The 24,315-nt window shown below is 70.2% G+C and carries 22 protein-coding genes and 1 pseudogene; 10 read left to right on the top strand and 13 right to left on the bottom strand.

Features of this window, described 5'->3' with window-relative positions; translation table 11 throughout:
- Positions 1-3 precede the first annotated feature (3 nt).
- The 7 genes from ACQP17_RS32185 to ACQP17_RS32215 all read right to left on the bottom strand — a co-directional run bounded on the left by ACQP17_RS32185 (position 4) and on the right by ACQP17_RS32215 (position 9,243).
- Positions 4-921: a UbiA family prenyltransferase gene (locus ACQP17_RS32185; RefSeq protein ID WP_433859453.1), complete on the bottom strand. Its 918-nt coding sequence runs from the start codon at positions 919-921 to the stop codon at positions 4-6.
- Positions 909-1,547: a nitroreductase family protein gene (locus ACQP17_RS32190; protein ID WP_433859454.1), complete on the bottom strand. Its 639-nt coding sequence runs from the start codon at positions 1,545-1,547 to the stop codon at positions 909-911. Before ACQP17_RS32190 ends, ACQP17_RS32185 begins: the two co-directional genes overlap by 13 nt.
- Position 1,548: 1 nt before the next feature.
- Positions 1,549-2,532: a ScbA/BarX family gamma-butyrolactone biosynthesis protein gene (locus ACQP17_RS32195; protein ID WP_433859455.1), complete on the bottom strand. Its 984-nt coding sequence runs from the start codon at positions 2,530-2,532 to the stop codon at positions 1,549-1,551.
- Positions 2,533-2,547: 15 nt separating this feature from the next.
- Positions 2,548-3,546 (bottom strand): nucleoside-diphosphate kinase, encoded by a 999-nt coding sequence (locus tag ACQP17_RS32200; protein ID WP_433859456.1) that lies wholly within the window; start codon positions 3,544-3,546, stop codon positions 2,548-2,550.
- Complete coding sequence (locus tag ACQP17_RS32205) at positions 3,543-4,619, bottom strand: SDR family NAD(P)-dependent oxidoreductase (RefSeq protein WP_433859457.1); 1,077 nt, start codon at positions 4,617-4,619, stop codon at positions 3,543-3,545. The genes ACQP17_RS32200 and ACQP17_RS32205 overlap by 4 nt, the downstream gene beginning before the upstream one ends.
- 100 nt (positions 4,620-4,719) lie before the next feature.
- On the bottom strand, positions 4,720-6,375 hold the full coding sequence (locus ACQP17_RS32210; RefSeq protein ID WP_433859458.1) for a hypothetical protein: 1,656 nt from the start codon (positions 6,373-6,375) through the stop codon (positions 4,720-4,722).
- A gap of 105 nt (positions 6,376-6,480) precedes the next feature.
- On the bottom strand, positions 6,481-9,243 hold the full coding sequence (locus ACQP17_RS32215) for a phosphoenolpyruvate synthase (RefSeq protein ID WP_433859459.1): 2,763 nt from the start codon (positions 9,241-9,243) through the stop codon (positions 6,481-6,483).
- 375 nt (positions 9,244-9,618) lie between these two features.
- Between ACQP17_RS32215 and ACQP17_RS32220 the strand changes: the two genes are divergently transcribed.
- Positions 9,619-11,007: a cytochrome P450 gene (locus ACQP17_RS32220; RefSeq protein WP_433859460.1), complete on the top strand. Its 1,389-nt coding sequence runs from the start codon at positions 9,619-9,621 to the stop codon at positions 11,005-11,007.
- 222 nt (positions 11,008-11,229) lie between these two features.
- Positions 11,230-11,722: pseudogene (locus ACQP17_RS32225) on the top strand (transposase).
- Between the two features lie 111 nt (positions 11,723-11,833).
- Here the strand turns inward: ACQP17_RS32225 and ACQP17_RS32230 are convergent.
- Positions 11,834-12,313 (bottom strand): DoxX family protein, encoded by a 480-nt coding sequence (locus ACQP17_RS32230; RefSeq protein WP_433859461.1) that lies wholly within the window; start codon positions 12,311-12,313, stop codon positions 11,834-11,836.
- A 1,028-nt stretch (positions 12,314-13,341) separates the two neighbouring features.
- On the opposite strand from ACQP17_RS32230, the gene ACQP17_RS32235 reads away from it, so the two are divergent.
- Positions 13,342-13,656 (top strand): type II toxin-antitoxin system Phd/YefM family antitoxin, encoded by a 315-nt coding sequence (locus tag ACQP17_RS32235; RefSeq protein WP_433859462.1) that lies wholly within the window; start codon positions 13,342-13,344, stop codon positions 13,654-13,656.
- Positions 13,657-13,695: 39 nt separating this feature from the next.
- On the opposite strand, the gene ACQP17_RS32240 is transcribed toward ACQP17_RS32235, so the two are convergent.
- A complete protein-coding gene (locus ACQP17_RS32240) occupies positions 13,696-14,637 on the bottom strand; it encodes a M28 family metallopeptidase (protein ID WP_433859463.1) in 942 nt (313 codons plus the stop codon).
- 500 nt (positions 14,638-15,137) lie between these two features.
- On the opposite strand from ACQP17_RS32240, the gene ACQP17_RS32245 reads away from it, so the two are divergent.
- The 6 genes from ACQP17_RS32245 to ACQP17_RS32270 are packed head-to-tail and all read left to right on the top strand — an operon-like array spanning position 15,138 to position 19,794.
- On the top strand, positions 15,138-15,440 hold the full coding sequence (locus tag ACQP17_RS32245) for an urease subunit gamma (RefSeq protein WP_433859464.1): 303 nt from the start codon (positions 15,138-15,140) through the stop codon (positions 15,438-15,440).
- A 17-nt stretch (positions 15,441-15,457) separates the two neighbouring features.
- On the top strand, positions 15,458-15,772 hold the full coding sequence (locus ACQP17_RS32250; protein ID WP_433859465.1) for an urease subunit beta: 315 nt from the start codon (positions 15,458-15,460) through the stop codon (positions 15,770-15,772).
- Positions 15,762-17,486 carry an urease subunit alpha gene (locus ACQP17_RS32255; protein ID WP_433859466.1) on the top strand — a complete coding sequence of 575 codons (1,725 nt, stop codon included), beginning with the start codon at positions 15,762-15,764 and terminating at the stop codon, positions 17,484-17,486. Before ACQP17_RS32250 ends, ACQP17_RS32255 begins: the two co-directional genes overlap by 11 nt.
- Before the next feature lie 42 nt (positions 17,487-17,528).
- Positions 17,529-18,203, top strand: coding sequence for an urease accessory protein UreF (locus ACQP17_RS32260; protein ID WP_433859467.1), 675 nt, complete (start codon positions 17,529-17,531; stop codon positions 18,201-18,203).
- A 56-nt stretch (positions 18,204-18,259) separates the two neighbouring features.
- Positions 18,260-18,955, top strand: a complete 696-nt coding sequence (ureG, locus tag ACQP17_RS32265) for an urease accessory protein UreG (RefSeq protein WP_433860066.1) — start codon at positions 18,260-18,262, stop codon at positions 18,953-18,955.
- Entirely contained in the window at positions 18,952-19,794 is an 843-nt protein-coding gene (locus ACQP17_RS32270) for an urease accessory protein UreD (RefSeq protein ID WP_433859468.1), read from the top strand. The genes ureG and ACQP17_RS32270 overlap by 4 nt, the downstream gene beginning before the upstream one ends.
- A gap of 15 nt (positions 19,795-19,809) precedes the next feature.
- On the opposite strand, the gene ACQP17_RS32275 is transcribed toward ACQP17_RS32270, so the two are convergent.
- From ACQP17_RS32275 to ACQP17_RS32290, 4 genes are all read right to left on the bottom strand, one after another.
- The gene (locus ACQP17_RS32275; protein ID WP_189096146.1) at positions 19,810-20,184 is read right to left on the bottom strand and encodes a hypothetical protein; all 375 of its coding nucleotides are present in this window, start codon (positions 20,182-20,184) and stop codon (positions 19,810-19,812) included.
- A gap of 76 nt (positions 20,185-20,260) precedes the next feature.
- Complete coding sequence (locus ACQP17_RS32280) at positions 20,261-20,641, bottom strand: roadblock/LC7 domain-containing protein (RefSeq protein WP_364874244.1); 381 nt, start codon at positions 20,639-20,641, stop codon at positions 20,261-20,263.
- Between the two features lie 70 nt (positions 20,642-20,711).
- Positions 20,712-21,563 (bottom strand): hypothetical protein, encoded by an 852-nt coding sequence (locus ACQP17_RS32285; RefSeq protein ID WP_433859469.1) that lies wholly within the window; start codon positions 21,561-21,563, stop codon positions 20,712-20,714.
- Positions 21,564-21,605: 42 nt separating this feature from the next.
- Complete coding sequence (locus ACQP17_RS32290) at positions 21,606-21,989, bottom strand: hypothetical protein (RefSeq protein ID WP_189096149.1); 384 nt, start codon at positions 21,987-21,989, stop codon at positions 21,606-21,608.
- Between the two features lie 638 nt (positions 21,990-22,627).
- Here ACQP17_RS32290 and ACQP17_RS32295 point away from each other — a divergent pair.
- On the top strand, positions 22,628-24,265 hold the full coding sequence (locus tag ACQP17_RS32295) for an alpha/beta hydrolase (RefSeq protein ID WP_433859470.1): 1,638 nt from the start codon (positions 22,628-22,630) through the stop codon (positions 24,263-24,265).
- The last annotated feature ends 50 nt before the right edge of the window (positions 24,266-24,315 follow it).

The following is a 24,315-nucleotide window of genomic DNA, read 5'->3' on the forward strand; positions in this document are numbered from 1 at the left end:
CTCTCACCGTCCCATGGCGATCGCTGTGGTCCCGAAGAAGCACAGCGATAGGAAAAAGAGCACAAAGCCCATCGCGGGGAGCATCAGCCCGGAGGGTTTCCGGCGCACCAGGAAGCGCCAGGCGCCGAGCGCGGGGAAGACGATGCTCAACGCCGGCAGCCGGCCTGCCCTCCCGAACAGCAGGAGCCCGAGTACCACCGCGCCCACGGCGAGGGCGAGACTGACCGCCGCGCTGCCGCGCGGGCCGAGCACCTCCGAGTACAGCCGTGCCTGCGGATCCCGCCGCCACTCGGTCTTCCGCGCGAACTCGAACTGGAGGAAGGCGCAGGCGAACATGGCCAGCAGGGGGACGGCCCGCCAGTCACCTTCGATCGCGCCGCTGGTCAGCAGCGAGAGATAGAGGTAGACCGAGAGCCCCAGCTGCACCGGATAGCTGACGAGGAGATTGACGAGGAGGCCCTCACCGATCCGCGGGGACCGGCGCTCCAGCGCGACCAGGAACAGCATGTACCCGAGGTCGAGCAGGATCAGCAGCACGGAGACGGCCGAGACCAGCGTGTTCAGCACGACGACGAGCACGGTGATCAGCGCCATGGCACAGCGCAGCTCCGCCACCGTGATGGCGCCCGTCACCAGGGGCCGGTCCGGGTGGTGCCGGCGGTCGTAGTCCAGATCCTTCTGCTCATCGACCATGCGGGCGAACAGCAGGGCCAGCACCACGCTCACCGCGCGTATCACGGTCGACCAGGAGGGAGCCCAGTGCGAGGAAGCCCCGGAGAGCGCCGCGGCCGAGCCCTCCAGGGCCAGGGTCCACAACAGGCCGTAGGTGACGTAGATCTGCGGGCGGAACATCCGCAGGACGAAGCTTCCCAGCCGGGCCGGCACCCGGGACGCGGTCACGGCCCCACTCAACTGCGCCACCGGTTCCAGGACAGGACGTCGTCGAGCGGTCGCCGCGGCGTGCGACGGAAACCGGCGCCGCCCGTGACATGGCCGACGGCCACCAGGGCGACCTGGGTGAACTCGTCGGCCGGGATGCCGACCAGCGCCGCCACTTCGCGTTCGTGGGCGAGGTGGACCGTGGTCAGCGCGGTGCCCAGGCCACGGCTGCGAGCCGCGAGCATAAAGCTCCACAGCGCCGGATAGACCGCTCCGAAGAAGCCGGACTGCCGGGCGAGCGAGGCGTCTTCGGGCAGCCGTCCGCGGGTGCACGCCAGGACGAGCGCGGGCACCTCGTGCAGATGATCGGCGAGGTGCCGGACGCCGGCCACCGCCTTGTCGCTCATCGCCACCTGGGGATTGGCGGTGAGATAGGTGTCCGACGCGGCCTTGTAGTAGCGCGCGATCCCCGCCTTCTTCTCCGGATCGTCGATCACCAGGAAGCGCCAGTCCTGCCGGTTTCCTCCGTTGGGCGCGTGCAGGGCGAGTTGGAGGCACTGGGTCAGGAGGGGCCGCGAGACCGGTCTCGTCAGGTCGAGCCTGCGGCGTACGGTGGGCGTGCGGGTCAGCAGTTCGTCGATGTCGAGGGTGTGAGGGGTGGCGGTCATCTCAACCCCGCCTCCCCGGAGGGACGGTGAGGCGGATTTCGCCGTCGGCGATGGTGCGTCCGTCCTGTTTCATCGCACAGCGCAGCACGGCATCCTTCCCGTCGCCCGCCGCCCCGACGCTCTCACAGGTGATCGGCAGATCCAGCTCGCCGAAGCCGGTGAAGCGCGCCCGCAGTCCCGTGAAAACGGCGGACGCCGACGGCAGCGCCCCGGTTTCGACCGCGGTGGCGATGCTCAGCTGCCGGAACGCCTCAAGGATCAGCATGCCGGGGACATGGTCCAGGGGGTGGTCGAACAGCACGGGGTGGCCGGTGTCGACGACGAGCAGCGCGCTCCCCGTGCCGTCCCCGTCCGGCGGGAGAGGGGGCTGGAGCGGGGAGATGACCACGTTCGCGGCGTCTTTGCGGTCGACCAGTGCCTCCGGTATCCGCTGCTGCGGACCGTGGGCCTCGAAGGCGGCCTGGAGGGGCAGCCCCAGCGTGGCGCGTCGCTCCTCGCGCATTGCCTGCCACCGGGCGGGCGTCACCCAGGACATGTTGCACTCCAGCGTTGCCGCCACGCGGCCGTCGACCAGCGCGCTGTAGGCCACCCGTGCCCCCTGCACGCCCTCGCGACCGCGGAATCGGCGCAGGACGCGGCAGCGCAGCACCACCTCGGTGGGTGCCTCGCGCACGGTGAGCGCGGTGAGGTCCGCGTGGTGCAGGGCGATGTCCCGCAGGATGAACTTCGTGCCGAACGGCATCTCGAACAGATGGTGACCCAACATGATGAGTGTCTGCCGTGCCGCCTCCACGAGGACCATCGGGTCGTAGACGTGGCGGGAGGCCGCCGAGTCCCGGTAGAAGGCGTGCGAGCGGGGGATCTGCGCCCCGACGTCGAAGGTGTCCTCGTCCCGGGCGAGCACGCCGGTCACGAACACCTCGGTGAGGCTCAAGCGATGAACGAGCTCCCGTGGCACCGTGCGGCTGAATTCCACCGTGTCCATGCTTCTCCCTCCGTGTTACCGAGCCGAGAGCCGCGCCATGTGGCGCTGCCAATCGAGCACACCGACCCCGTCGAGTACGGGGGCCAGTCCCGTGCGCTTCATCGGCAGGACATGAGTGCCGACGATCACCACGTCCCAGGTGTCGAGCGGAATCCCGGCCCGCCAGACCGCTTCCAGCAGCCGCCGGTAGCCGTCCTTGTCGTCTGCGGCGATCCGGGCCTCGCGCAGTTCCTCCCGCAGGGCGCCGGGAGCCACGGATTCCTCACCTTGCCGCACGGCGTGCTTGAGCCGTTCCGCGGCCGGTGGGAAGGTGAGGTCCCGCTCGGGCACCTCGGCGTGCAACTGCTCGGCCAGCTCACGCGCCCGGGCGGATCGGTCGTCGCCCGCCAGCGCGGAGGTGTAGACCCGCTCCCGGAGTGCCGGGTCGAAGTGGATTCCCAACTCCCTTGCCACATCGGCTGGTTCGTCCGGGGTGTGGACGAGGTTGAGCAGATAGCTGTAGCGGCCGGTCTCGTATCGGAGCTGGCCGGGGATCCGGGCCTGCGGGTCGGTCGGGCCCTTCCGTTCGGTCATGACGACGGACGCCGGCGGAGCCTCGGCCGTGTCGGCTTCGGGGCGCACCACGAGCACCACGGCGTCGCACGAGTCCATGAACATGTCGGCGAGACGGCGGCGCTCGGGTGTGGCCAGGTTCCACTGGAAGTACCACAGCGCCCGCACGGCGGTCCGGGTGAGCCGGGTGCGTTCCGCGGCCACGATCCGGAAGCCGCCGCGGGCCAGCCAGTCGATCGTCGTCGGTATCTGCCTGCTGACCACGGCATCGGGCTTGAGCAGCAGCGCGGCGTGCCGGTGGAGAAAGCCGTCGACGTCGGCGGTGAGGGTGCCGAGCTGTTCGATGCTCTCCAGGAAGTAGGTGTCCGAGCCGAACAGGGAGCGCTTTCGCGGATCGCAGGTGAGGGCCGGGGAGATGTCGTCGCCGAAGGGCCGGCCGGTCGTCGTCGTGTCGGCTGTCATCGGCCGGCTCCGTTCGTGTCGCTGCCGGCCGGCGGGCTGCCCAAGTAGCCGCTCTCCAGGCAGTGGTCGATCAGCACGCGCAGGAAGTCCTGCGCGTTCCCGGGTGCCCGGCGGGCGGTGAAAGCCGCCGTGTGGGCGTCGTCGAAACTCATCCGCCGCCGGAAGTAGCTCTCGTACAGCGTGATGACGCGCTCGTGGTAGGACCGCTCCCGCCGGGGCAGCCGCGCCACGTCGAAGCTCGTCGCGGGGACGAACCGCGGCACCTGGAACGGGGGGTACTCGGCCAGCACATCGGAGAAGTCCCGCAGGGTCACTGGTGCGCCCACCGCGTGGAAGGTACGGCCCGCCGCCTCGTCGAAGCGCTGGGTGACCTCCGTGATGACGTCCGCCACATAGTCCACCGGCACCAGATCGAGACGCGCCTCGTACTGGCCGGGGAGGGAGCGGACCCTGCCCTCGGTGGTCAGCTTGAGAACGACGTAGATGTTCTTGTAGTCGCGCACCACGCCGGTGCGCTCGTCGCCGACGACGATGCTGGGGCGGACGATCGCGGCCCGAACCCCGTCGCGCTGGGCCTTGTGCACCAGGGTCTCGGCCCGGAACTTGCTGTCCTCGTACGCGTTGGCGAGCCGCTGGCCCTCGTCCAGCTCCGTCTCGGCAATCGACCCGTCGCGCTCGCCGCAGACGTAGGCGGTCCCGACGTGCACGAGCGGGATGGCGCCGGCCCGGGCCAGCTCGATGACGTGGGCGGTGCCGTCGACGTTGACCGTCTGGTAGATCTCGTCGGGCAGGCCGAAGTCGGTGATCGCGGCGCAGTGCACGATCCGATCGAGCCCGCCGGCGGCCAGCTCCTGGTACGTGGCCTCGGGCAGGCCGAGCCGGGGCGCGGTCACATCGCCGGACAGGCAGGTGACGGCGCTCGTCTCCAGGGGGGTGCCGTCATTGCGTACGAGCGACGGGTTGCGGTGGACCAGAGCGGTCACCCGATGCCCGGCCGCCGCCAGCCGGGCGGTGACCTCCGCGCCGACCAGTCCGGCCGCACCGGTCACCAGAATCCTCAGGCTGTCCGTCATCGACCTGCCTTCTCTCTCGTACACGTGGTGGCTTCGTGCCTCGTCCCCGGTCGGGACGGTGGGTGGTGGGTGGGTGACGTCAACGAATCCTCCAGCAGCCTCAGGTGGTGGCGACATGCGGCTGTGCGCCCCCGCTGGACAGCAGATCGCTCGCCTCGTCGATGGGCAGGTCCGCGTCGAGATGAGCGCCGAGGCGCAGCCAGTCGTAGCCGAGCTCCAGGGTCTGCCGCCATCCGTCCGACGAGTCGAAGGAGGACGGGAAGCTGTACGCGCCCGTCGCGCGGCGGACCTGTGCGACGAAGCGGTCCAGCCTCTCGACCGCCGCGCTGCCCTGAGCGTCGGAGGCGAGCGTGAGCGTTTCGAGGCACCGGGCCTCCACTCGCATCTCCTCGGTCTGCGCGTCCGCCGGAAGGAGGGACAGCGCACGGACGACCTCGGAGTCCGGCGGCAGCGGGTTGACGCCGTGCGCGCTGAGCACCCCGCGCAGAGCGAACCGCAGCATCCTGCGGGCGCTGAGTTGTGCGACGCTCCACTGCTCGCGGTCCAGGGCGCCGACGAGATCCTCGCGGGCGTTCTCCACGAGCACGTTGGACCACACGAGGGTCATGCCGGCGGCACTGAACCGTCGTGCCGGCACGGGCACGAGATCGATGGCCTCCGCCCCGCCGACCGCCGCCCCGCCCACGGCGACGATGGGCCGCGCGGTGCTGGGCGGCGGTGTGACGGCACCCGGAGGGGCGGCTAGCGGCATGGCGGGGACGATCGGGCCCTCGCCCTTCCACGCGGCCTTCACCAGGCCGACCCGGAGGAACCGGGCGATCAGCCGGCCCGCCTGAGGTGCTCCTGACGCCTGCGCCGCGCTCACCACCGTCCCCAGAGGCCGGCCGAAGACGAGTGAACGCCAGGCCCGCGCGGCCTGGTCACCGAGCACGAACACGTCCTGCCTGCCGCGTACGACGTGCACCCGGTCGCCGGTCTGCCAGGTGGTCACCCCGTCGGCCCTGGCCACCGTGAGGTGCTCGGACCCGTTCGCGGCGCCCGCCACCCCCAGGTCTGCCGAGAGCAGGGCGCCGGCGGTGACGTACGCGGCGGGGTCGAGACCGGAGGCGTCCAGCGAGGCGAGGGCCCGAAAGCGGGCGGACAGCGGGTCCTCACCGAGCCGGTCCAACTGCATGGGCAGCCACTTCGGCTCCAGGTAGGTCTCTCCCCGCTCCGCCGCCCAGGACTTCACGGCCTGCAGCAGTCCGGCCTCGGTCCAGGCCGCGGCCTCCTCTTCCTGGCCGAGTTCCCGCAGGACGAGCGCGTACCGCAGCGACTGACGCGCGTGGTGCGCCCACCACTCCCGCGCCGTGTTCCGGAAGTCGTCGAAGGACATCAGTCCCTTGACCTTCGCCACCAGGTCCGGATGGCGCAGCGGGAAGCTGCGCAGCAGCCGCTGACAGCGGTTCAACAGATCCTCCGGGATCGTGCCCACGTCGCCGTGCGCGACCGATGTGAGCCCGGAGAACTGCTCGGCGATCTGCCGCACGGAGCGGGTCCTGACCTCGACCCGTCGCCCGTCCAGGAACAACAGTGACGGCATGGTGGGCAGGTCCGCGTCGCTGTCGGCGACGAGTAGGAAGTCGATGTCGGACGAGGAGTTGCCGAAGCCCTCGGCGATCGAACCCTCCAGCACCACGGCGCAGTTGGCGGCGGACGGGATGTGCGCCAGGGTCTTGTCCAACAAGTTCTGCAGATAGTCCTCGCTGAGGATCACACGGGCCTCCCGGTCGTGACGTGGGCGGGCGCGAAGACGCGCGCGCCCTTGAGCCGGCCTGATCGCAGTTGGTCTCCGATCGGTTCGCTGCGAAGGGTGCGCTCATTACTCATTGCTTTTCGCGTCCTTCGTGTTCGCTGTTGCGGCCGCGGGGTCCGGTCCGGCCGGGCCGTTGTCTCCGGCCGGGGTGTTGTCCAGGAGCGTGATGGACCCCGTTCCTCCGTCCAGCCTCAACCGCATCCCGGTCGCGATCTCCGTGACCGCGCCCTTGACCTGGACGACGGTCGGAATGCCGAGCTCACGGGCGACGATCGCCACATGCGTCAGCGGGCTGCCCCGCTCGATGACGAGTGCCGAGGCGGACGGCAGCGCGGCGACCCAGCCGGGATCCGTGCGGTAGGTCACCAGCACGCCGCCGTCCGCCTCCAGGGGGGTGTCCGTGACGACGGCGCGGGCTTCCACCACACCGGGGCAGGACGGGGTGCCGCGCAACTCCCGGACGCCGGTGGGTGCCGGGCCGCCCTCGACGAAGCCCGCCTGCTCCAGATTCCCCCGCCAGTAGGGGGCCCCGCGAGTGGTGAACCGGGACGGCGCGGACAACGTCTCGTCCCTGCGCCTCTGCTGCTTGCGCAGTTCCACGAGACCGCGCAGATCGGTGTGCGCGGTCGTGCCCTCGTAGGCACCGCGCAACTCCTCCAGGCGCAGGAAGAAGACGTCCCTCCAGTGGTCGATCGCGTGCGTCCGCGCGAGATCACGGCCCATGGCGCGCAACATCCGCTTCGCGGAGCCGAACGCGCGGGTGCGGCAGAACCTCAGCCGCTCCCGGTTGTACAAGGAGCTCTGTGCCTTGCGGCGGACGACGTCGTAGAGCAGCCGGCGGGGCCCGCGCAGGTGCGCGTCCAGATAGGCGTCGGCCTGCTCGCCGGGGTGGGCGTCCACCTCGGGCAGCGTGGCGCGCACCATGGCGAACAGGCTGGACGGATCCTCGCGCAGATCGGGCACCTCGAGCTTCAGCTCGTCGAGACTGCGGTAGCCGTACGCGGCGACGTACTCGTCCACCGACGCGAGGAACGTGGTGTGACCGCCCTCGCGCAGCGCCCGATAGGTGTCCGCGGCCGGGGTTTCCCGGATGAGGCGGCTCAGTTCGGCATCGTCCCGGACGGTGATCGCGAGCGCCGCCAGTGCACGGGCGGGTTCGATGGACTCCACCTGGGGACCGGGGCTGGCGGCGCTCCAGGTGAGCCACTCGGGGGCGTCGGGCAGCCAGCGCCGGTTCAGGAGTGCGAGTCCTCCGATGGACCACAGGATCGCGGCGTCCAGGGTCTGCATCGGACCCCACTTCTCCAGCAGGTCCTTTTCCAGGGCGCGGAAGCGCCGGTAGACGTCCTGGCCCTCCATGGCGTCGTAGTCGACGTTGTCGAACTGCCGGTACGCCTCATAGAAGTACGCCATGAATCGCTCGACCGAGCGGTTCATGGTGAGGAAGCGGCGCACGAACGCCACCACCGTTCTCGCGCGGGACAGCCGGTGGTTCAAGGACGACGCGAAGGTGTACGGGTAGAGGGAGTCGGCCGTTTCCGTGTCGAGCGGTTCCTCGACGCCGATCGCGATTTCCAGGACTTTTCTGTTGAGTGGGTAGAGGGGTGCGATCCGTACCATCCGGTACCAGTTGAGCAAGTTGTAGTACACGCGGCCATGGAAATAGCCGAGCATATGAGGAGTCCATTCCTCCATTTCCCGCAGCGCGGCGGGAGGGACACGGAGCCCTCGGGCGTAGTATTCGTATACCTTTCCGTAGACATGAGCCGCGAAGCTGTAGGTCAGCGGTGAGACGATTCCGGAGAAGCTTTCGACGATGTTGGCGTTGTCCCAGATCCGGAGTTCACCGCTCTCGCTCGGCGCCAACTCGGCCTCCGGCGACTGAACCTCGTGCGGCAGCGCGGTGATGGGGCGGGCCTGCAGAATCCACAGGTCGTCGCCCGTGAACGCCCACTCGATGTCCTGCGGAGTGTCGAAAACCGCTGCGATACGCGCCCCGGCTTCGTGCAACTGCGCCAGGTCCTTCGGCCCGAGCGACAGCTTCTCCCGTTCGGCCGGCAGCACTTCGCCGACCAGATATCCGGAACCCGCCTCGTCCGAGTGGTATCGCTCCTGCTTGTCGCCGAGCACGGTGTCGCGCACCGCGCCTGTGATCGCGTCGAGAACCACGGTGTCGGCGTCGACGGCGCCAGAAACCAGGCCCTCGCCCAGCCCGTACACCGAACTGACCACATACCGCCCCCGGTCCCCGGACACCGGGTCGGCCGTGAACATGACGCCGCTGCGCTGGGCATGCACCATGTCCTGCACGACAACGGCGAGGCCCGCGCCACGCAGCGGCAGTCCGTGGCGCAGCCGGTAGTGCAGGGACCGTTCGCAGAACGCCGACGCCCAGCACTTCTTGACGTGCGCTGTCACCTCGGCGAGCCCGGACACATTGAGGAAGGTGGCGAACTGCCCGGCGAAGGAGAGCTCCGAGCCGTCCTCCTCGACACCGGAGGAGCGCACCGCGACCCGAGGGCTCCCCACATACGCGTACGCGTCCTCGACAACCGACGCGGCCTGATCGCTCAACTCCCCGGACTCGATGAGTTCGGCCAACTGGCCGGAAATCCGGTGCACATTGTCCAGGGTGATTTCGGCGAGCAGGTCCTCGATGCGTCCCGCCCCGTCGACCGCGGCGATGAATTCCTGGAAGACATCGAGTCCCACGACTGCCCAACGGGGAACTTCGATCCCCTTCCTGGACAGCTCATGGAGATTCTTCCCCTTGCCGCCCGCCATCCGCGCGGCATCATCCGGACGACTTTCGGCGACTATGGTTCGCATCAGATCCCTGCCCTCCGGGCATCCGTGAACGTGATTACACCCCGCGGAAATGGCGCTGCTCGACCGTACAACGCAAAGTCATGCAGAGTCAGCTCCCCGCCACTGTTTATGAGTTTCCCTAGTGGCCGAACCGGGTTCCCATTGGTTGCTATGACTTCCCCTAGTAATCGGTGTTTCGGACGGAGGTGACAGCCCACTGTGTCGCGTTACGATTCCTGTCACGCTCCCGCGCCGTTTCCTGCCCCGCCCCACGCCCTTGTTCTCCCCGCCTTGTTCTCCCCGGCCGTGGGTGAACCCCGGTGGGCCGGGCACCGGTGACCACTGCCCTGCGGACTCCGGAGAACTGAGCAGACGCTGGACGACTGGAGAAGACCGATGACTCAACTTCCTCCCGGCTCGCGGCAGCCCGCCCTCCTACAGACCGTGCAACTGCGTGACCCTGTGCGGTACTTGGAGTCGCTTCGGCGACGTCACGGTCCGGTGTTCCGAATGAAGCTCCTCGGTTTGCCGCCCCAGGTGGTGGTGTCCACCGCGCAACTCGCGGAGGAGATCTACCGCACGGACGGCGACGGCAGTCGGGCCGGAGCACTGCGCGCCGGATTCGTGCCGTGGCTCGGGCAGTTCTCGCTGTTCACCAACGACGGTGAGCCATGGTGGCGTCACCGCAAACTGCTCAGCCCGACCCTGCACGGCCGGTCCATCGCCGGCTACCCCGATCTGATCGCCGAGATCGCCGCGGAGGACATCCGCACGTGGCCGCTCGGCAGGCCGTTCGCGCTGCAGGAGCACATGCAGTCCATCACGCTGGAGATCACCCTGCGGCTGGTCTTCGGGGTCCGCGACGTCAACCAGCAGTCCCGGCTACGGGCGTTGCTCCTCGCGCTGTCCAAGGCCAGCGGCTCCGCGTCCCTGTTTCTGATGCCCGCGCGACTGCGTGCATGGGCGGAGAAGTCACCTCTGGCGACGCGCGTACCGTTCCTGCCGACGACCCGCACCATGAGAGCCAGTGCGGCAGTGGACAAGGTCCTCTTCGGTGAGATCGCCAGGCGCAGGCAGGAAGGAGACGGCGAAGCCACCGATGTTCTGGGACGGCTGCTCCAGGCGCGGGACGAACAGGGCCGGCCGATGAGCGACCAGGAGATCCGCGACGAGCTGGTCACCCTGTTGGAAGCCGGACTTGAGACCACCGCGACCGGCCTGTCCTGGGCGTTCGAACGGCTGATGCGTTCCCCGGAGGTGCTCGGTCGGCTGCGAGAGGAGTTGGAGCGGGGCGAGGACGAGCGCTACCTCGACGCGGTGGTCAAGGAGGTGCTGCGGCTGCGCACGGTGATATATGGCTCGGGGCGTCTCTTGGACAAGCCCCTGCGGCTCGGCGGGTACGAGATCCCAGCCGGATGGGTGGCCATCCCCATGTTCTCGCTCATCCATCAAGACAGCGAGGTGTATCCGGAGCCCCAGGAGTTCCGGCCGGAGCGGTTCCTCGGCGAGAGTGCCAAATCGGCGCAGAAGTCCTTCCTGCCCTTCGGTGGCGGCCGCCGATATTGCGTCGGCGCACAACTGGCCACCATGGAGATGAAGGTGATCATCCGTGAAGTGCTGCGACGGGTGGAGCTGACACCCGCCGCCCCCGAGCCGGAGGCCCAGCGAATGTGGCACGCCACCCTCATCCCGGGTGAGCATGCCGTCGCTGTGGCCCGACAACGCCCGCTGACGCAGCCCCCGTCGAGCGAAGAGCCGAAGTGCCCCGCACACCCCTCCTCGTAGTACGCGCCGAAGAGGACATCGGCGATCGGCACGCCGGCCGGCCGCTCGACGCCGTCCGGCCCGGTCACCCGTCTCAGCGGCAGAACGTCGCGCTGCCCCGTCCACGTCGGCAGCGCGGCGGGCGCGGGCGGGACCACCCCGCCGCGCCGCCCCACATTCGTCGACTTCGGGGTGATACGCCATCATGAACTCGCCGATCGGGAGCGGTAGTTACTCGCTCCGCTGATACCGCGAGCCGCTACAGGGTGGCCTGACGCGGAGGACCGGCAGGTCGTCAACGGCATGGTCTACACGATCCGGACCGGTGTCTCCTGGCGTGACCTGCCAGAACGCTACGGGCCGCAGAAAACGGTCGGCACCCGCTTCCGCCGCTACGCCCTCGCCGGCGTCTTCACCCGGGCTCTGCAGCAGATGCAGGCCCAGGCAGGCGCGGCCGGTGACATCGACTGGTTGGTCCAGATGGACTCCACCACGACAGCATCTGCGCACGTCCGCTACTCGAACGCATCCGCGTTGCCTGCACCGGCCTGGGCCGACCGCGCTGCAGGCCCGACCAGGCGACCGGCGGATCTACCGTCGACGCCACATGATCGAGCGCTGCTTCAACCGGCTCAAGGGCTTCCGCGGCATTGCCACCCGATACGAAAGGACCGCTGCCTCCTCCAAGGCAGCGGTCACTCTCGCGTCGTTCCTGCTCTGGGCGAGATCCGTTTGAAGACGGACCCCAGGCGTCTGCGGGACTCGACCTCAGAGGACGCGCACCGGGCCGGTCAGGCCCAGTCCACCGCCGGCACCCAGGGCGGTCTGGACAACCTCCAGATCGCCCTCACGGCTGTGTGGCGCGTGGGCTGTGACGGCGCGTGAGCAGAGCATCGATGCTGAAGCGGTCGGCCCCGGCGCACAGTATCCAGCCGAGCAGCAGCATCAGCAGCCATTCCGGGGTGTAGAAGAGGCTGCTCAGAAAGGACGACGGAGCTGGGTACTTGTGGGACAGCGGTACGACGATGGTGGTGATCAGTGCGCCGCCCATGACTCCGGCGAGGACGAGGGCGGCCACGCGGGTGCCCAGGCCGAGTACCAGGGCCGCGCCGCCGACGAGTTCGACGGTGGCGAGCAGGGGGGCCACAGAGCCCGCCAGCGGGATTCCTCCTTCGCGGAGGGTCGCTACGAGCTGCTCCGGGGCGGTGAGCTTGGTCACCGCCCCGCTGAAAAACATGAAACCGACGCTGATCCTCAGGACGAGGGTCGGCAGCCAGGCCAGGCCGGAGAGGGCTTTCTTCGTTTGCGTCGATCGTGGAGAGAGCATGCGGCACTCCTTCAAGGGGATGTTCAGTCGTTCGGTCTCGCCCCACGGGCGTGGGGCCGGCCGACGGCCTAGATCCGGAGTACGCAGAGCAGTGCGGGTTCGCGCGCGTGCGGTGGAGGTCGGGCGGCGGACGGGAGCTGCGCCGAGGGGTGGGTTGTGACCTGGCTTTGGCTCGGTGGCAGGGCGTGGTGGGCCTGCGCATTGGTTGGTGGCGCCAGAGCATGCGACGGAGTCGATGGCCCGTCCGGGGACCGGCAGTGGGGAGGGTCGGGAGCGTGTCGGGCCTTCGCGACGGGTTCACTGACCAGATCCACGACCGTGCTTGGCGCCAGGCCCTCACCGGTTGGCCGGGCGACAGCTGACGGAGTGCCCCTGCCGAGCGCAAGGCAGTCCGCTGACACCGCCCACACGGAGGCACTGCACAGGACAACTGCCACCACGAGGAGCGCCCACCGCCCCCCGCACTGCCGGACCCTCTCCCACATGGAACGAACGATAACGGAGCGAGTGTGATGAAACGACGAAATCGCCCGCCGGTAGGTGTTGTGCGCGGCGGGGTGGGGCACGGCAGACTCGAACGTGACGACTACGGAGTTGTCTACGCTCTGTGAGCGCCAGAAGAGCTCGTATCCGCGGCGCCCGCATGGTGTCCTGCCCGAGCCCCGGGGGCAGAGCTACGGCCGTACCCTGTGGCGGGCCGCGATGGCCTGGGGTGCCGCCCACGGCGCCGGCCACCAGCTCCTGCAGACCGAGGTCGGCGTAGCCTCCGACCGGCTCTGCCAGGCCGAGGGCCCGACCTCGCTCGGCTTCGTGACCCTCACCAAGCTCTGGCTCGCCCGGCCGGAGCTTGGTGCGGGGCCGGTGGCGCGCGGTGTTCCGCCGCACCGGAGACCCGCCAGGGTTCTCACCTCGTCTCGCACATCTCTCACACACGAGAGCGCACGGGAGCGTGCGAGAACCTCTGACCTGGACATTCGCCGTCGCCATGGACCACGGCAGACCAGGTGGACATTACATAGGCTAGGAACATGGCCTACGAAATTCCGGTGACGCAAGCCCGGGCGGAGCTGGCGGATCTGATCAACCGCGTCGTCTACGGCGGCGAGCGGGTGGTCGTCACCCGTCACGGCAAGCCGCTGGTGGCGCTGGTTTCCGCCGCTGACCTGGAGCTTCTCGAAGAGCTCGGGCGGCGTGAGCCGGACGCGGAGGAGGAGCAGGCGATCAGCACGGTCTCGGCCGTGCGGCAGCTCCCGTCCGCTCCGGGCGAACGGCGGCGGTTCGGGATCGCCGCGGAACACCGCGACCCGGCCGCCGGGGATCGGCGGCCGGGTCGAGGGCACTGACGGGTCAGTGTGCGCTGACCGCGGGGTGGTGCGGGTGGATCAGGAGCTGAGCTCCCAGATCGCGTGGGCGATGGCGTCGGTGTTGGTGTCCAGCGCCTTGTCGTCCAGGTTCTTCGAGGTGTCGCAGGACTGGTGGTAGCAGGCGTCGAACGCCTTGCCCGCCGTGCCGCCCCAGTTCTTCGCCTGCTTCTCGGTCTTGATGTAGTCCGCGCCGGAGAACAGGCCGCCGACCGGGATGCCGGCGTCCTTGAAGGAGGCGTGGTCGGAGCGGCCGTCGCCCTCGGTCTCCTTCTCGGTGGCGATCTTCTTCGTGGCGAACCAGTCCTTGAAGACCTTCTCCAGGCGGGTGTCGTCGTCGTAGACGAAGTAGCCCGGGTTGGGGGAGCCGATCATGTCGAAGTTCAGATACGAGTCGATCTTCGATTTGTCGGCACCGAGCTTGTCCACATAGGCCTTCGAGCCGACCATGCCGTCCTCCTCGTCGCCGAACCAGGCGAAGCGGAGGTGCTTGGTGGGCTTGAGGTCCGCCTTGGCGACGGCGAGGGCGACCTCGAGGATGCCCGCCGAGCCGGAGCCGTTGTCGTTGATGCCGGGGCCGGCGGGGACCGAGTCCAGGTGGGCGCCGGCCATCACGGTCTTGCTTTCGTCGCCGCCCTTCCAGTCGGCGACGAGGTTGTAGCCCTTGGCGCCACCGTTGTCGAACTCCTCGACCTTGGTGGTGAATCCGGCCTTGTCCAGCTTTTCCTTGACGTAATCGATGGACGCCTTGTAGCCGGCCTTGCCGTGGGCGCGGTTTCCGCCGTTGGCGTCGGCGATCGACTGCAGCTGGTCCAGATCGCCCTTCACGGCCTTGACGTCGATGTCCGGGGCCTCGGCCGACGCCGGGCCGGCGTAGGCGCCGGCCGCGGTGAAGAGGGTGGCGGCCAGCGCGGTCGCGGCGCCCGTGGCCAGCACGGCCCGGCGTATGTGTGCCTTTTTCACGGTATGGGCTCCTGATGTGGGGGGTTGGTGCGGAGCGTTTTGATGCGCACATGAGAATTGCGATCACTTTGCCAACCGTCAAGAGCTCATATCGGACAGGGGAGTTCACTGAGCGGGACATTTCTGTCATGTGTCGTTGATGTGGAGGGGTGGGGTGTGGGGGATTCCGCCCGCTGGGCCGTGTGTGATCCGGGAGGGCGGGAGGAGGCGGGCGCGGCGCCGGGAGGCGGGGGGCGGAGGTGTCCGGCGGGCGGTGGCGCGGTCGCCGTGTGTCCGCCGTGTTACGTCGGCCGTATGAAAGGACGCCGACGCGTACCCGGCTGTCACGCCGACGAAATCTCGCCGAACTACTCTCCTGACGTGCGGCTCTTGATGGCCAACTGCTGGAAGTGGGTTTGCTCTCCCTTTAATTGCTGCGTGGTACATCTATCGACACGGGTGTGCCCACGCCTGTGACCTGGGCGTATGCGTCCGGGCAGGAAGACCTTGAGGTGGAACGTATGCAACTGACCCCGCATGAACAGGAACGCCTGATGATTCATGTGGCGGCCGACGTGGCTGAAAAGCGCCGCTCGCGGGGAGTGAAGCTGAACCACCCCGAGTCCATCGCGCTGCTGACGGTGCACCTCCTCGAAGGGGCCCGGGACGGCCGGACCGTCGCCGAGCTGATGTCCTCCGGCCGCAAGGTGCTCACCCGCGACGAGGTCATGGAGGGCGTCCCCGAGATGATCCACGAGGTGCAGGTCGAGGCCACCTTCCCCGACGGCACCAAGCTCGTCACCGTTCACGAACCCATCAACTGACCGCGGGAGCGCCGAAGATGATCCCGGGACAGATCCTGCCCGCCGACGAGCCGGTACGCCTCAACGAAGGCCTCCCCCGCACGCGGATGACCGTCCTGAACGCCGCCGACCGCCCCGTACAGGTCGGCTCCCACTACCACTTCGCCGAGGCCAATCCCAGTCTGGACTTCGACCGCGCGGCCGCGCACGGCAAACGGCTGAACGTCGCGGCCGGCTCCGCCGTGCGCTTCGAGCCCGGCATCCCCACCGAGGTCGAACTCGTCCCCCTCGGGGGCAAGCGGATCGTCGAGGGCCTGCGCGGCGAGACGGGAGGCCATCTCGATGCGCTCTGAGCTGACCCGTCAGGCCTACGCCGACCTCTACGGCCCCACTACGGGCGACCGGATCCGGCTCGCCGACACCGACCTGCTCATCGAGATCACCGAGGACCGCTCCGGCGGGCCCGGCCGGGCCGGTGACGAGGCGGTCTTCGGCGGCGGCAAGGTGATCCGCGAGTCGATGGGGCAATCCCGCGCCACCCGCGCCGAGGGCACCCCCGACACCGTGATCACCGGTGCGGTCGTGCTGGACCACTGGGGCATCGTCAAGGCCGACGTCGGCATCCGCGACGGGCGGATCACCGCCCTGGGCAAGGCCGGCAACCCCGACACCATGGACGGCGTCCACCCCGACCTGGTCATCGGCCCCGAAACCGAGATCATCGCCGGCAACGGCAAGATCCTCACGGCCGGCGCCATCGACACCCACGTGCACTTCATCTGCCCCCAGCAGGCGGACGAGGCGCTGGCCTCCGGGGTCACCACGCTCATCGGCGGCGGCACCGGACCGGCCGAGGGCAGCAAGGCCACCACGATCACCCCCGGTGCCTGGCACGTGGCCCGGATGTTCGAGGCGATGGACTCGCTGCCGGTCAACGTCGGACTGCTCGGCAAGGGCAACACCACCTCGCTCGCCTCGATGCGCGACCAGCTGCGGGCCGGCATCCTGGGCTTCAAGATCCACGAGGACTGGGGCGCGACCCCCGCCGTCATCGACGCCTGTCTGACCGTCTGCGAGGAGAGCGGCGCCCAGCTCGCGATCCACACCGACACCCTCAACGAGGCCGGCTTCCTCGGTGACACCCTCGCGGCCGTCGCCGGCCGCTCGATCCACGCCTTCCACGTCGAAGGCGCCGGCGGTGGCCACGCGCCCGACATGATCGCCATGGTCTCCGAGCCGAACGTGCTGCCCGCGTCCACCAATCCCACCCGGCCGCACACCGTCAACACCGTCGAGGAACACCTCGACATGCTGATGGTCTGCCACCACCTCAACCCCGCCGTCCCCGAGGACCTGGCCTTCGCCGAGTCCCGGATCCGGCCCTCCACCATCGCCGCCGAGGACATCCTGCACGACCTCGGCGCCATCTCGATCATGGCCTCCGACGCCCAGGCCATGGGCCGGATCGGCGAGGTCGTGCTGCGTACCTGGCAGACCGCGCACGTCATGAAGCGACGCCGCGGCACCCTGCCCGGCGACGGCCGTGCGGACAACCACCGTGCCCGCCGCTACGTCGCCAAATACACCGTCAACGCGGCCCTCGCCCAGGGCATCGACCACCTCGTCGGCTCCGTCGAGGACGGCAAGCTCGCCGACCTCGTGCTGTGGGACCCGGCGTTCTTCGGCGTCAAGCCGCAACTGGTCCTCAAGGGCGGCCAGATCGCGTACGCGCAGATGGGCGACGCCAGCGCGTCCATCCCCACGCCGCAGCCGGTCCTGCCGCGCCCGATGTTCGGCGCCACCGGCAAGGCGCCCGGCAGCAACTCGGTCAACTTCGTCTCCCCGCAGGCCCTCGACGACGATCTCCCCGGGCGCCTTCCGCTGGCGAAGCGCTACGAGGCGATCCGCTCCACCCGCGGCGTCACCAAGGCCGCGATGCGGAACAACGACGCCCTGCCGCGCGTCCAGGTCGACCCCGACACCTTCACGGTGACCATCGACGGTGAGGTGGTCGAACCCGCCCCGGCCGCCGAACTCCCCATGGCCCAGCGGTACTTCCTCTTCTGACATGGAGTCGATGAACCTCCCCGCACCCGCCCCGGAGCGCCGATGAGCCGCGCCGCGCTGCTGATCCTCGCCGACGGCCGCTTCCCCGCCGGCGGGCACGCCCACTCGGGCGGCGCCGAAGCGGCTGTCGCCGCGGGGCGGCTCACCGACGCCGCCACCCTGGAGACCTTCTGCCGGGGCCGGCTGCACACCGCCGGCCTGGTCGCCGCCGGGCTCGCCGCCGCGGCCGCCGCCGGCCACGACCCGCTCCTCCTGGACGACGCCGCCGACGCGCGGACGCCCGTACCGGCGCTGCGGCAGACCGCCCGGCGGCTGGGCCGGCAGATGATGCGGGCCGCCCGGGCGACCTGGCCCGCGGCCGCCCTCGACGCGCTCGCCGCGGCCCGCCCCCGCGGGGCCCACCAGCCCGTCGTGCTGGGCCTGGCGGCCCGGTCCGCGGGGCTGACGCCGCTGGACGCCGCGTACGCCGTGGCCTACGAGACCGTCAGCGGCCCGGCCACCGCCGCCGTCCGGCTGCTGAGCCTGGACCCCTTCGACGCCACCGCCGTGCTCGCCCGCCTCGCCGACGACCTCGACGCGGTCGCGAGGCGGGGCGCCGACGCCGCGGAACGGATCGCCATCGAAGGGACCGACGCCCTGCCCGCCGCCTGCGCGCCGCTGCTCGACCTCACCGCCCAGCAACACGCCGCCTGGCCGGTACGACTCTTCGCATCCTGACCCCCACCCGCCCGGCGTGCCCCAGCCGCGCGCCCCGTACGCCTCACGGAGTGACCATGCACCTCGACCACCCGGAAACCTTCCCGGAGCGCCACACCTACGGCGCCGCCCGGGCCGAGCGCCCCGACGGCACCCGGCGCGCGCTGCGCATCGGCCTGGGCGGTCCGGTCGGCACCGGCAAGACCGCCACCGTCGCCGCACTCTGCCGCGCCCTGCGCGACGAACTGTCCATCGCCGTCGTCACCAACGACATCTACACCCGCGAGGACGCCGAGTTCCTGCTCCGTGAGGCCGTGCTGCCCGCGGAGCGGATCGCCGCCGTCGAGACCGGCGCCTGCCCGCACACCGCCATCCGCGACGACATCTCCGCCAACCTGGAGGCGGTGGAGGACCTGGAGGACACGGTCGGCCCGCTCGATCTGGTGCTGGTCGAGTCCGGCGGGGACAACCTGACGGCCACCTTCTCCAAGGGCCTGGTCGATGCGCAGGTCTTCGTGATCGACGTGGCCGGCGGCGACGACATCCCGCGCAAGGGCGGCCCCGGTGTCACCACCTCCGACCTGCTCGTCGTCAACAAGACCGACCTCGCGCCGTACGTCGGCGTGGATCTGGAGGGCATGGCGCGCGACGCCAAGGCGCAGCGCGGGGAGTCGCCGGTGGTCTTCACCTCACTGAAGGCCGAGAACGGTGTCCGGCCGGTCTCCGACTGGGTCCGCGGGCGGCTGGCGGACTGGACCGCGGGCCCCGCATGACCCTCGCACCGCCCCCACCGGCCCACCACGAGCGGGTGCCCGCGCCCTCGGCCTCCGGGCTGCGCGCCACCGCCCGTATCGTCGCGCGGGCGGGCGGCGACGGCGTGACCCGGCTGCCGGTCCTCGACGGCGCCGGCCCGTTCGCGCTGCGCCGCGTCGGCGCGCACGGCCGGCCGGCCCGGGTCTGCGTGGTGAGCGCGATGAGCGCCCCGCTCGGCGGCGACCGGCTGGGCATCGAGGTCACCGTCGAGGCGGGCGCCGCACTGCACCTCACGACCGCCGCCGCGACCGTCGCGCTGCCCGGCCGTACGGGCGAGCCCGCCCACTACGACGTGCGGGTGACGGTGGGCGAGGGCGCGCGGCTCGACTGGCTGCCGGAGCCGCTGATCTCCGCGGCGGGCAGCGACCTGCGGATGACCACCACCGTCGAACTCGCCGCCACCGCCCACCTGGTGCTCCGCGAGGAGCAGGTCCTGGGACGCAGCGGCGAGGAGACCGGTGCGCTGCGCAGCCGGCTCACCGTCCGGCGGGCCGGCCGGACCCTGCTCGACCAGGAGACGGCCTACGGGCCCGGCGCGGCCGGCTGGGACAGCGCCGCCGTCCTGGGCGGACATCGGGCGACTGGTCAACTCCTCGTTGTGGCACCGGAGTTCGTGGCACGAGCGGTTGAGGTGCGGCTGCTCGGCGGGGCGGCGGGCGAGCGGCCCGCGGCTCAGGAGGGGCAGGGTGTGCTCGCGCCGCTCGCCGGTCCCGCGGCGCTGGCCACCGCCGTCGCCCCGGACGCGCTGCGGCTGCGGCGCCTGCTGGACGAGGCCGGGCGGAGCGCCGCCGCCGGGTGACGGCGGCGCCCCTCGTCACACCTCCAGGTCGGTCTCGACCTTGGCGAGCCGGTGCCGGGCCAGCGCGAGGTTGGCGCGCTTGCGGTCCAGCACCAGATACAGGAACAGGCCCTGCCCGCTCTTGCCCGTCACCGGGCGGATGATGTGGTACTGGTTCGTCAGGGTGATGAGCATGTCCTCGATGGAACCCGTGAGTTCGAGCATCTCCATCGTGCGCATCTTGGCGCGTACGACATCGGTGTTGCCGGCCGCCGCGACATTGAGGTCCAGTGCCTGGTTGTCGCCCAGCGCGGCCAGGGCCATGCCGCTGGTGTAGTCGACCAGGGCGACGCCGACGGCGCCCTCGATGCTGGACATCGCGTCGGAGAGAGCGGTTTCCATTTGAGCCATGACGGGTCAGACCTTTCGATTCTTTGACGGTGTTGCCGGTTTTGGGGAGTACGGTCCGGGTGCCGGTGCGTGGGCGTTATCGGCGGGCCGGGGCGTCCACGAGGGCGCCGATGCGTTCCGCGGCCTTCCTGGCCTGGAAGTGGAGCCGCCCCACATTGGTGGCCGGGCTCGCCACGGCAGTGAGCACCGCGCGGCGGCCGGCCGAATAGGCCGCGATATAGCCGTCGGCGCCCCTGGTCAGGGATTCCTCGAAGGCGCCCTGTCCGGTCGCCTCGGTGAGGCGCTGGGCGACCCCGATCGCCGCGGCGGTGAGCGCGGCCAGGCCGTCCGGTTCGATGTCCGGCAGATCATGGGCGATGACCATGCCGTCGACGCTCGCCACCATCCCGCCCTGGAAATGGCGGACCTGATCGCGCAGCGAATGCAATTCCTCCCGTATCCGGGGTTCGATCGTCATCAGTCTCCTTTTCGTGACGCGCCCTCTGATGACGCGCCTCATGGGGTGCACCGGATTCCCGCGGAAGGGCTCACAGTTCTTCCTCCAGCGCCGTACGCAGCCGGACGAGGAGGGCGATGTTCGGATCGGTGGTGTCGAAGACGTCCGGCACCGATCGCTGCGGGGCGGGGGACGGGCGGGGTGCGGTGGCCGGCGGGGGCGGGGCGTCCAGGCAGGCGCCCGGGCGGCGCCGGGGCAGCGGCGCCGGCGGCGGGGGGATGAGGACCAGCCCGGCCGCGGCGAGCAGACGGATGTCGAGCAGCGTGGCGAACGCCGACTCGCCCAGGATCCGGGCCAGTTCGTACGGGGTGTGCCGGCCGTCGGCCCGGTCGAGCAGCCGCCGCTGGCGGCGCGTGGTGGCGGCCGGTACGGGGGTCCCGGCGGCCATGACGGGGGAGGTGTCGGCCGCCGCCCAGGGCTGCAGCCGGTCGAGCAGCGCCCGGCGGCGGGCCGTCGCCTGCTGGAGCGCGGTGATGCTGACCGGGCGTATGACGCCCAGCCAGTGCGCCGTCCCGGGGGTGAAGGAGGTGGCCTCGGGCGGCAGCGGCAGGGCGAAGAAGGCCGCGTCGAGCAGCGCGGCGAGATGGCAGATCTCCAGTTCGCCCTGCGTCAGCCAGCCCTCCTCGACCAGGAACCGGCCGCCGGTCCGCCGCTCCCCGGCCGCCTCGGCGGCGTGCTCCCAGCCCTGCGGCGGGAGCTTGCCGGCCGCGGTGAGGCGGCTGCCGAGCCCGGGGGCGGCGGTGCTCTCTATGCAGTAGACCGCGCCGTCGAGGAAGTAGAAGCAGCCGTGCGGACCGGAGAGGGCGCCGGTGACGCGTTCGGCGGCGAACCGGTCGAGCAGCCCGGCCGGAGCGGGCGGGGGAGGAGATATGGGCAGGCCCATGGTGGTTCCCTTACCGTTCGTACGAGGTGGCGGAGGGCGCCGTCAGGACGCGACCAGCTCCGCCGCCAGATCGCGCAGCCGTAGCCGGGCCACGGCGAGATTGGCCTGGGCGCGGTCCAGCCAGAGGTAGAGGTAGGTCTGGCTGTCGAAGGCCGTGTGCACGAAGCGGATGAGGTGGTAGCTGCCCGCGGCCGTGATGATGAGGTCCTCCAGAGCCGGACCGCCGGCCCCCGCGGTGTCGAAGCTGGCGTTGCGCGTCACGGCCTGCACCACATCGGCGGTGTCGGCGGCGGCCGCGTCGTGGTCACCGTGCGGCGCCTGCCCCGCCGTGCCGAGTGTCAGCCCGCTGGTCCAGTCGATCAGCCCGGCGCCGAGCACGCCCGGGATTCCCATGGCCTGGGACAACACCTGATCGATTCCCGGCACTTCGGATCTCCTTCTGAACGACTCGGCTGCGGGCGAAAACGCCGAAGCCCTCCCGTGGCGGTGAGTGGGAGAGCCTTCACGGAAGGTTACTGAAGGTGTGCGCCTGGCACATGCCTGATGGGCAGGTCTACGGCAATTGACGTATTCTCGCCCCTGCACGCCCCCTCCGGCAGCCCTCGCGCCGGACGACAACCGGCCAGGTCAGTACGGAGGTTGACGTCCTGCGGGCACCGTTGAGCCTGGTGGCTGTGCGATCGCCGCTCGGTCAATTGCGCGATATTCCCCTCACATTGGCGCCTGAGCTGGTAGAGCGTGAGCCCCGGAGGTGCGGGCACGGTCGGCCGGCGACTCTGGCCGGAAGAGGGAGGTACCTCCACGCCCTCCCGGTCGTTCGGCAGCGGCCTTTTCGGCCGCTCGGGATCTTCCCGCCGTGAGTGGCCCGCCGGCCGTCCGGCCACGTGCGTGCCGTCCCCGAGCGCACCCCGACGGAGCGGCTCCCCGGCGGCCGGATACCTACAGCTTGGTAAAGAATTGCGGGCGCAACCTGTTCAAGCGGGGACGGCACACGTCAGGATCCCTCTGTAAGCCTGTGATCAACGCCGCCACGAGTGGCGCACCATGCAGGGGGAATTGACCACGTGAGAAAATCTGCAGCGCTCGGCGCCGCCGGCACCCTGGTGACCGGAGCGCTCCTCGCCGGAGCGATATCCGCCACGCCCGCCACCGCAGGTGAGCGGCACCACGGCGGCTCGGCCGAGTCGCGCGGCGTACAGACCGCCGCCGCGCGCGCCGCCAAGAAGGGCATCCAGTGGCAGGAGTGCCCCGCCGACTGGGGCCTGAAGTCACCCGTCCAGTGCGGCTATGTGGCGGTCCCCGTCGACTACGCCAAGCCCAACGGCCGCACCATCAAGATCGCCGTCGACCGGGCCGTCAGCACCGGCGACAAGAAGGAGCGACAGGGCTCCCTGCTGTACAACCCCGGTGGTCCCGGCGGCTCGGGCATGCGGTTCCCGACCCGCATCACCACCGAGAACCCGCTCTGGGCCAAGACGGCCAAGGCCTACGACTTCGTGGGCTTCGACCCCCGGGGCGTGGGGCACTCCGCGCCGATCTCCTGCATGGACCCGCAGGAGTTCGTCAAGGCACCCAAGGCCGACCCGGTGCCGTCCAGCGAGGCTGACAAGGGCGCCCAGCGCAAGCTCGCCAAGGAGTACGCGAAGGGCTGTGCCGAGCGCAGCCACGGCCTGCTGCCGTACATGACGACCACGAACACCGCCCGCGACATGGACGTGATCCGTGCCGCGCTCGGTGAGAAGAAGCTCAACTACCTGGGCGTCTCCTACGGCACCTACCTGGGCGCCGTGTACGGGACGCTCTTCCCGGGCCATGTCCGCCGGATGCTCGTCGACAGCGTCGTCGATCCCTCCCGCGAGAAGATCTGGTACCAGGCCAACCTCGACCAGGACATCGCCTTCGAGACCCGCTGGGGCGACTGGAAGAAGTGGGTCGCCAAGAACGACGCCGCCTACCACATCGGGGACACCCCCCAGAAGGTCCAGGCGGCCTGGGAGAAGCTGCGGGCGACCGCGAGGAAGAACCCCATCGGTGGCGTCGTCGGCCCCGCCGAGCTGACCGGCTTCTTCCAGAACGCGCCGTACTACGACTCGATGTGGACCACGGTCGCCGAGGTCTGGAGCTCCTACCGCTCCGGTGACAGCAAGCCGCTGGTCGAGAACGCCGGTCCGAACCTCAAGGACACCGCGGGCAACATCGCCTCGGAGAACGGCAACGCCGTCTACACGGCCGTCGAGTGCACCGACACCAAGTGGCCCACCAGCTGGCAGAAGTGGGACCGGGACAACACCCGCATCCACGCCAAGGCACCGTTCATGACCTGGGCCAACGCCTGGATGAACCTGCCCTGCGCCAGCTGGCCGGCCAAGCAGCAGCGCGCGATCGACGTCAAGACGGGCAAGGGCCTGCCGAGCGTGCTGATCGTGCAGAGCAAGCGCGACGCGGCCACGCCCTACGGCGGCGCCGTGGACCTGCACCACCGCTTCAAGGGCTCCCGCCTGATCACCGAGCGGGACGCCGGTTCGCACGGTGTCACCGGCCAGGTCAACCCCTGCATCAACGACCGGGTCGACGCGTACTTCCTGGAAGGGAAGACCGACGCCAAGGACGTGACCTGCGCTCCGCACGCCACGCCCCAGCCGGGCAAGGCGACGGCCAAGGCCGCCGCCAAGGGTGCCGCCGACCTTCCGGCCGCTCCCTGATCCCGCACGGCAGAGAAAAGGCGGGGGCGGCCGGGATCTTTCCGGCCGCC

Origin of the sequence: Streptomyces kronopolitis (assembly GCF_050953795.1) — a bacterium.
GTDB classification, from domain to species: Bacteria; Actinomycetota; Actinomycetes; order Streptomycetales; family Streptomycetaceae; genus Streptomyces; species Streptomyces kronopolitis_A.

Coding starts and splice junctions, on each gene's coding strand:
- ACQP17_RS32275 (WP_189096146.1), bottom strand. CDS start 20,184: ATGGCTCAAATGGAAACCGCTCTCTCCGACGCGATGTCCAGCATCGAG.
- ACQP17_RS32285 (WP_433859469.1), bottom strand. CDS start 21,563: ATGGGCCTGCCCATATCTCCTCCCCCGCCCGCTCCGGCCGGGCTGCTC.
- ACQP17_RS32205 (WP_433859457.1), bottom strand. CDS start 4,619: ATGACGGACAGCCTGAGGATTCTGGTGACCGGTGCGGCCGGACTGGTC.
- ureG (WP_433860066.1), top strand. CDS start 18,260: ATGCACCTCGACCACCCGGAAACCTTCCCGGAGCGCCACACCTACGGC.
- ACQP17_RS32190 (WP_433859454.1), bottom strand. CDS start 1,547: ATGACCGCCACCCCTCACACCCTCGACATCGACGAACTGCTGACCCGC.
- ACQP17_RS32245 (WP_433859464.1), top strand. CDS start 15,138: ATGCAACTGACCCCGCATGAACAGGAACGCCTGATGATTCATGTGGCG.
- ACQP17_RS32220 (WP_433859460.1), top strand. CDS start 9,619: ATGACTCAACTTCCTCCCGGCTCGCGGCAGCCCGCCCTCCTACAGACC.
- ACQP17_RS32195 (WP_433859455.1), bottom strand. CDS start 2,532: ATGGACACGGTGGAATTCAGCCGCACGGTGCCACGGGAGCTCGTTCAT.
- ACQP17_RS32230 (WP_433859461.1), bottom strand. CDS start 12,313: ATGCTCTCTCCACGATCGACGCAAACGAAGAAAGCCCTCTCCGGCCTG.
- ACQP17_RS32200 (WP_433859456.1), bottom strand. CDS start 3,546: ATGACAGCCGACACGACGACGACCGGCCGGCCCTTCGGCGACGACATC.
- ACQP17_RS32250 (WP_433859465.1), top strand. CDS start 15,458: ATGATCCCGGGACAGATCCTGCCCGCCGACGAGCCGGTACGCCTCAAC.
- ACQP17_RS32270 (WP_433859468.1), top strand. CDS start 18,952: ATGACCCTCGCACCGCCCCCACCGGCCCACCACGAGCGGGTGCCCGCG.
- ACQP17_RS32260 (WP_433859467.1), top strand. CDS start 17,529: ATGAGCCGCGCCGCGCTGCTGATCCTCGCCGACGGCCGCTTCCCCGCC.
- ACQP17_RS32235 (WP_433859462.1), top strand. CDS start 13,342: ATGGCCTACGAAATTCCGGTGACGCAAGCCCGGGCGGAGCTGGCGGAT.
- ACQP17_RS32215 (WP_433859459.1), bottom strand. CDS start 9,243: ATGCGAACCATAGTCGCCGAAAGTCGTCCGGATGATGCCGCGCGGATG.
- ACQP17_RS32280 (WP_364874244.1), bottom strand. CDS start 20,641: ATGACGATCGAACCCCGGATACGGGAGGAATTGCATTCGCTGCGCGAT.
- ACQP17_RS32255 (WP_433859466.1), top strand. CDS start 15,762: ATGCGCTCTGAGCTGACCCGTCAGGCCTACGCCGACCTCTACGGCCCC.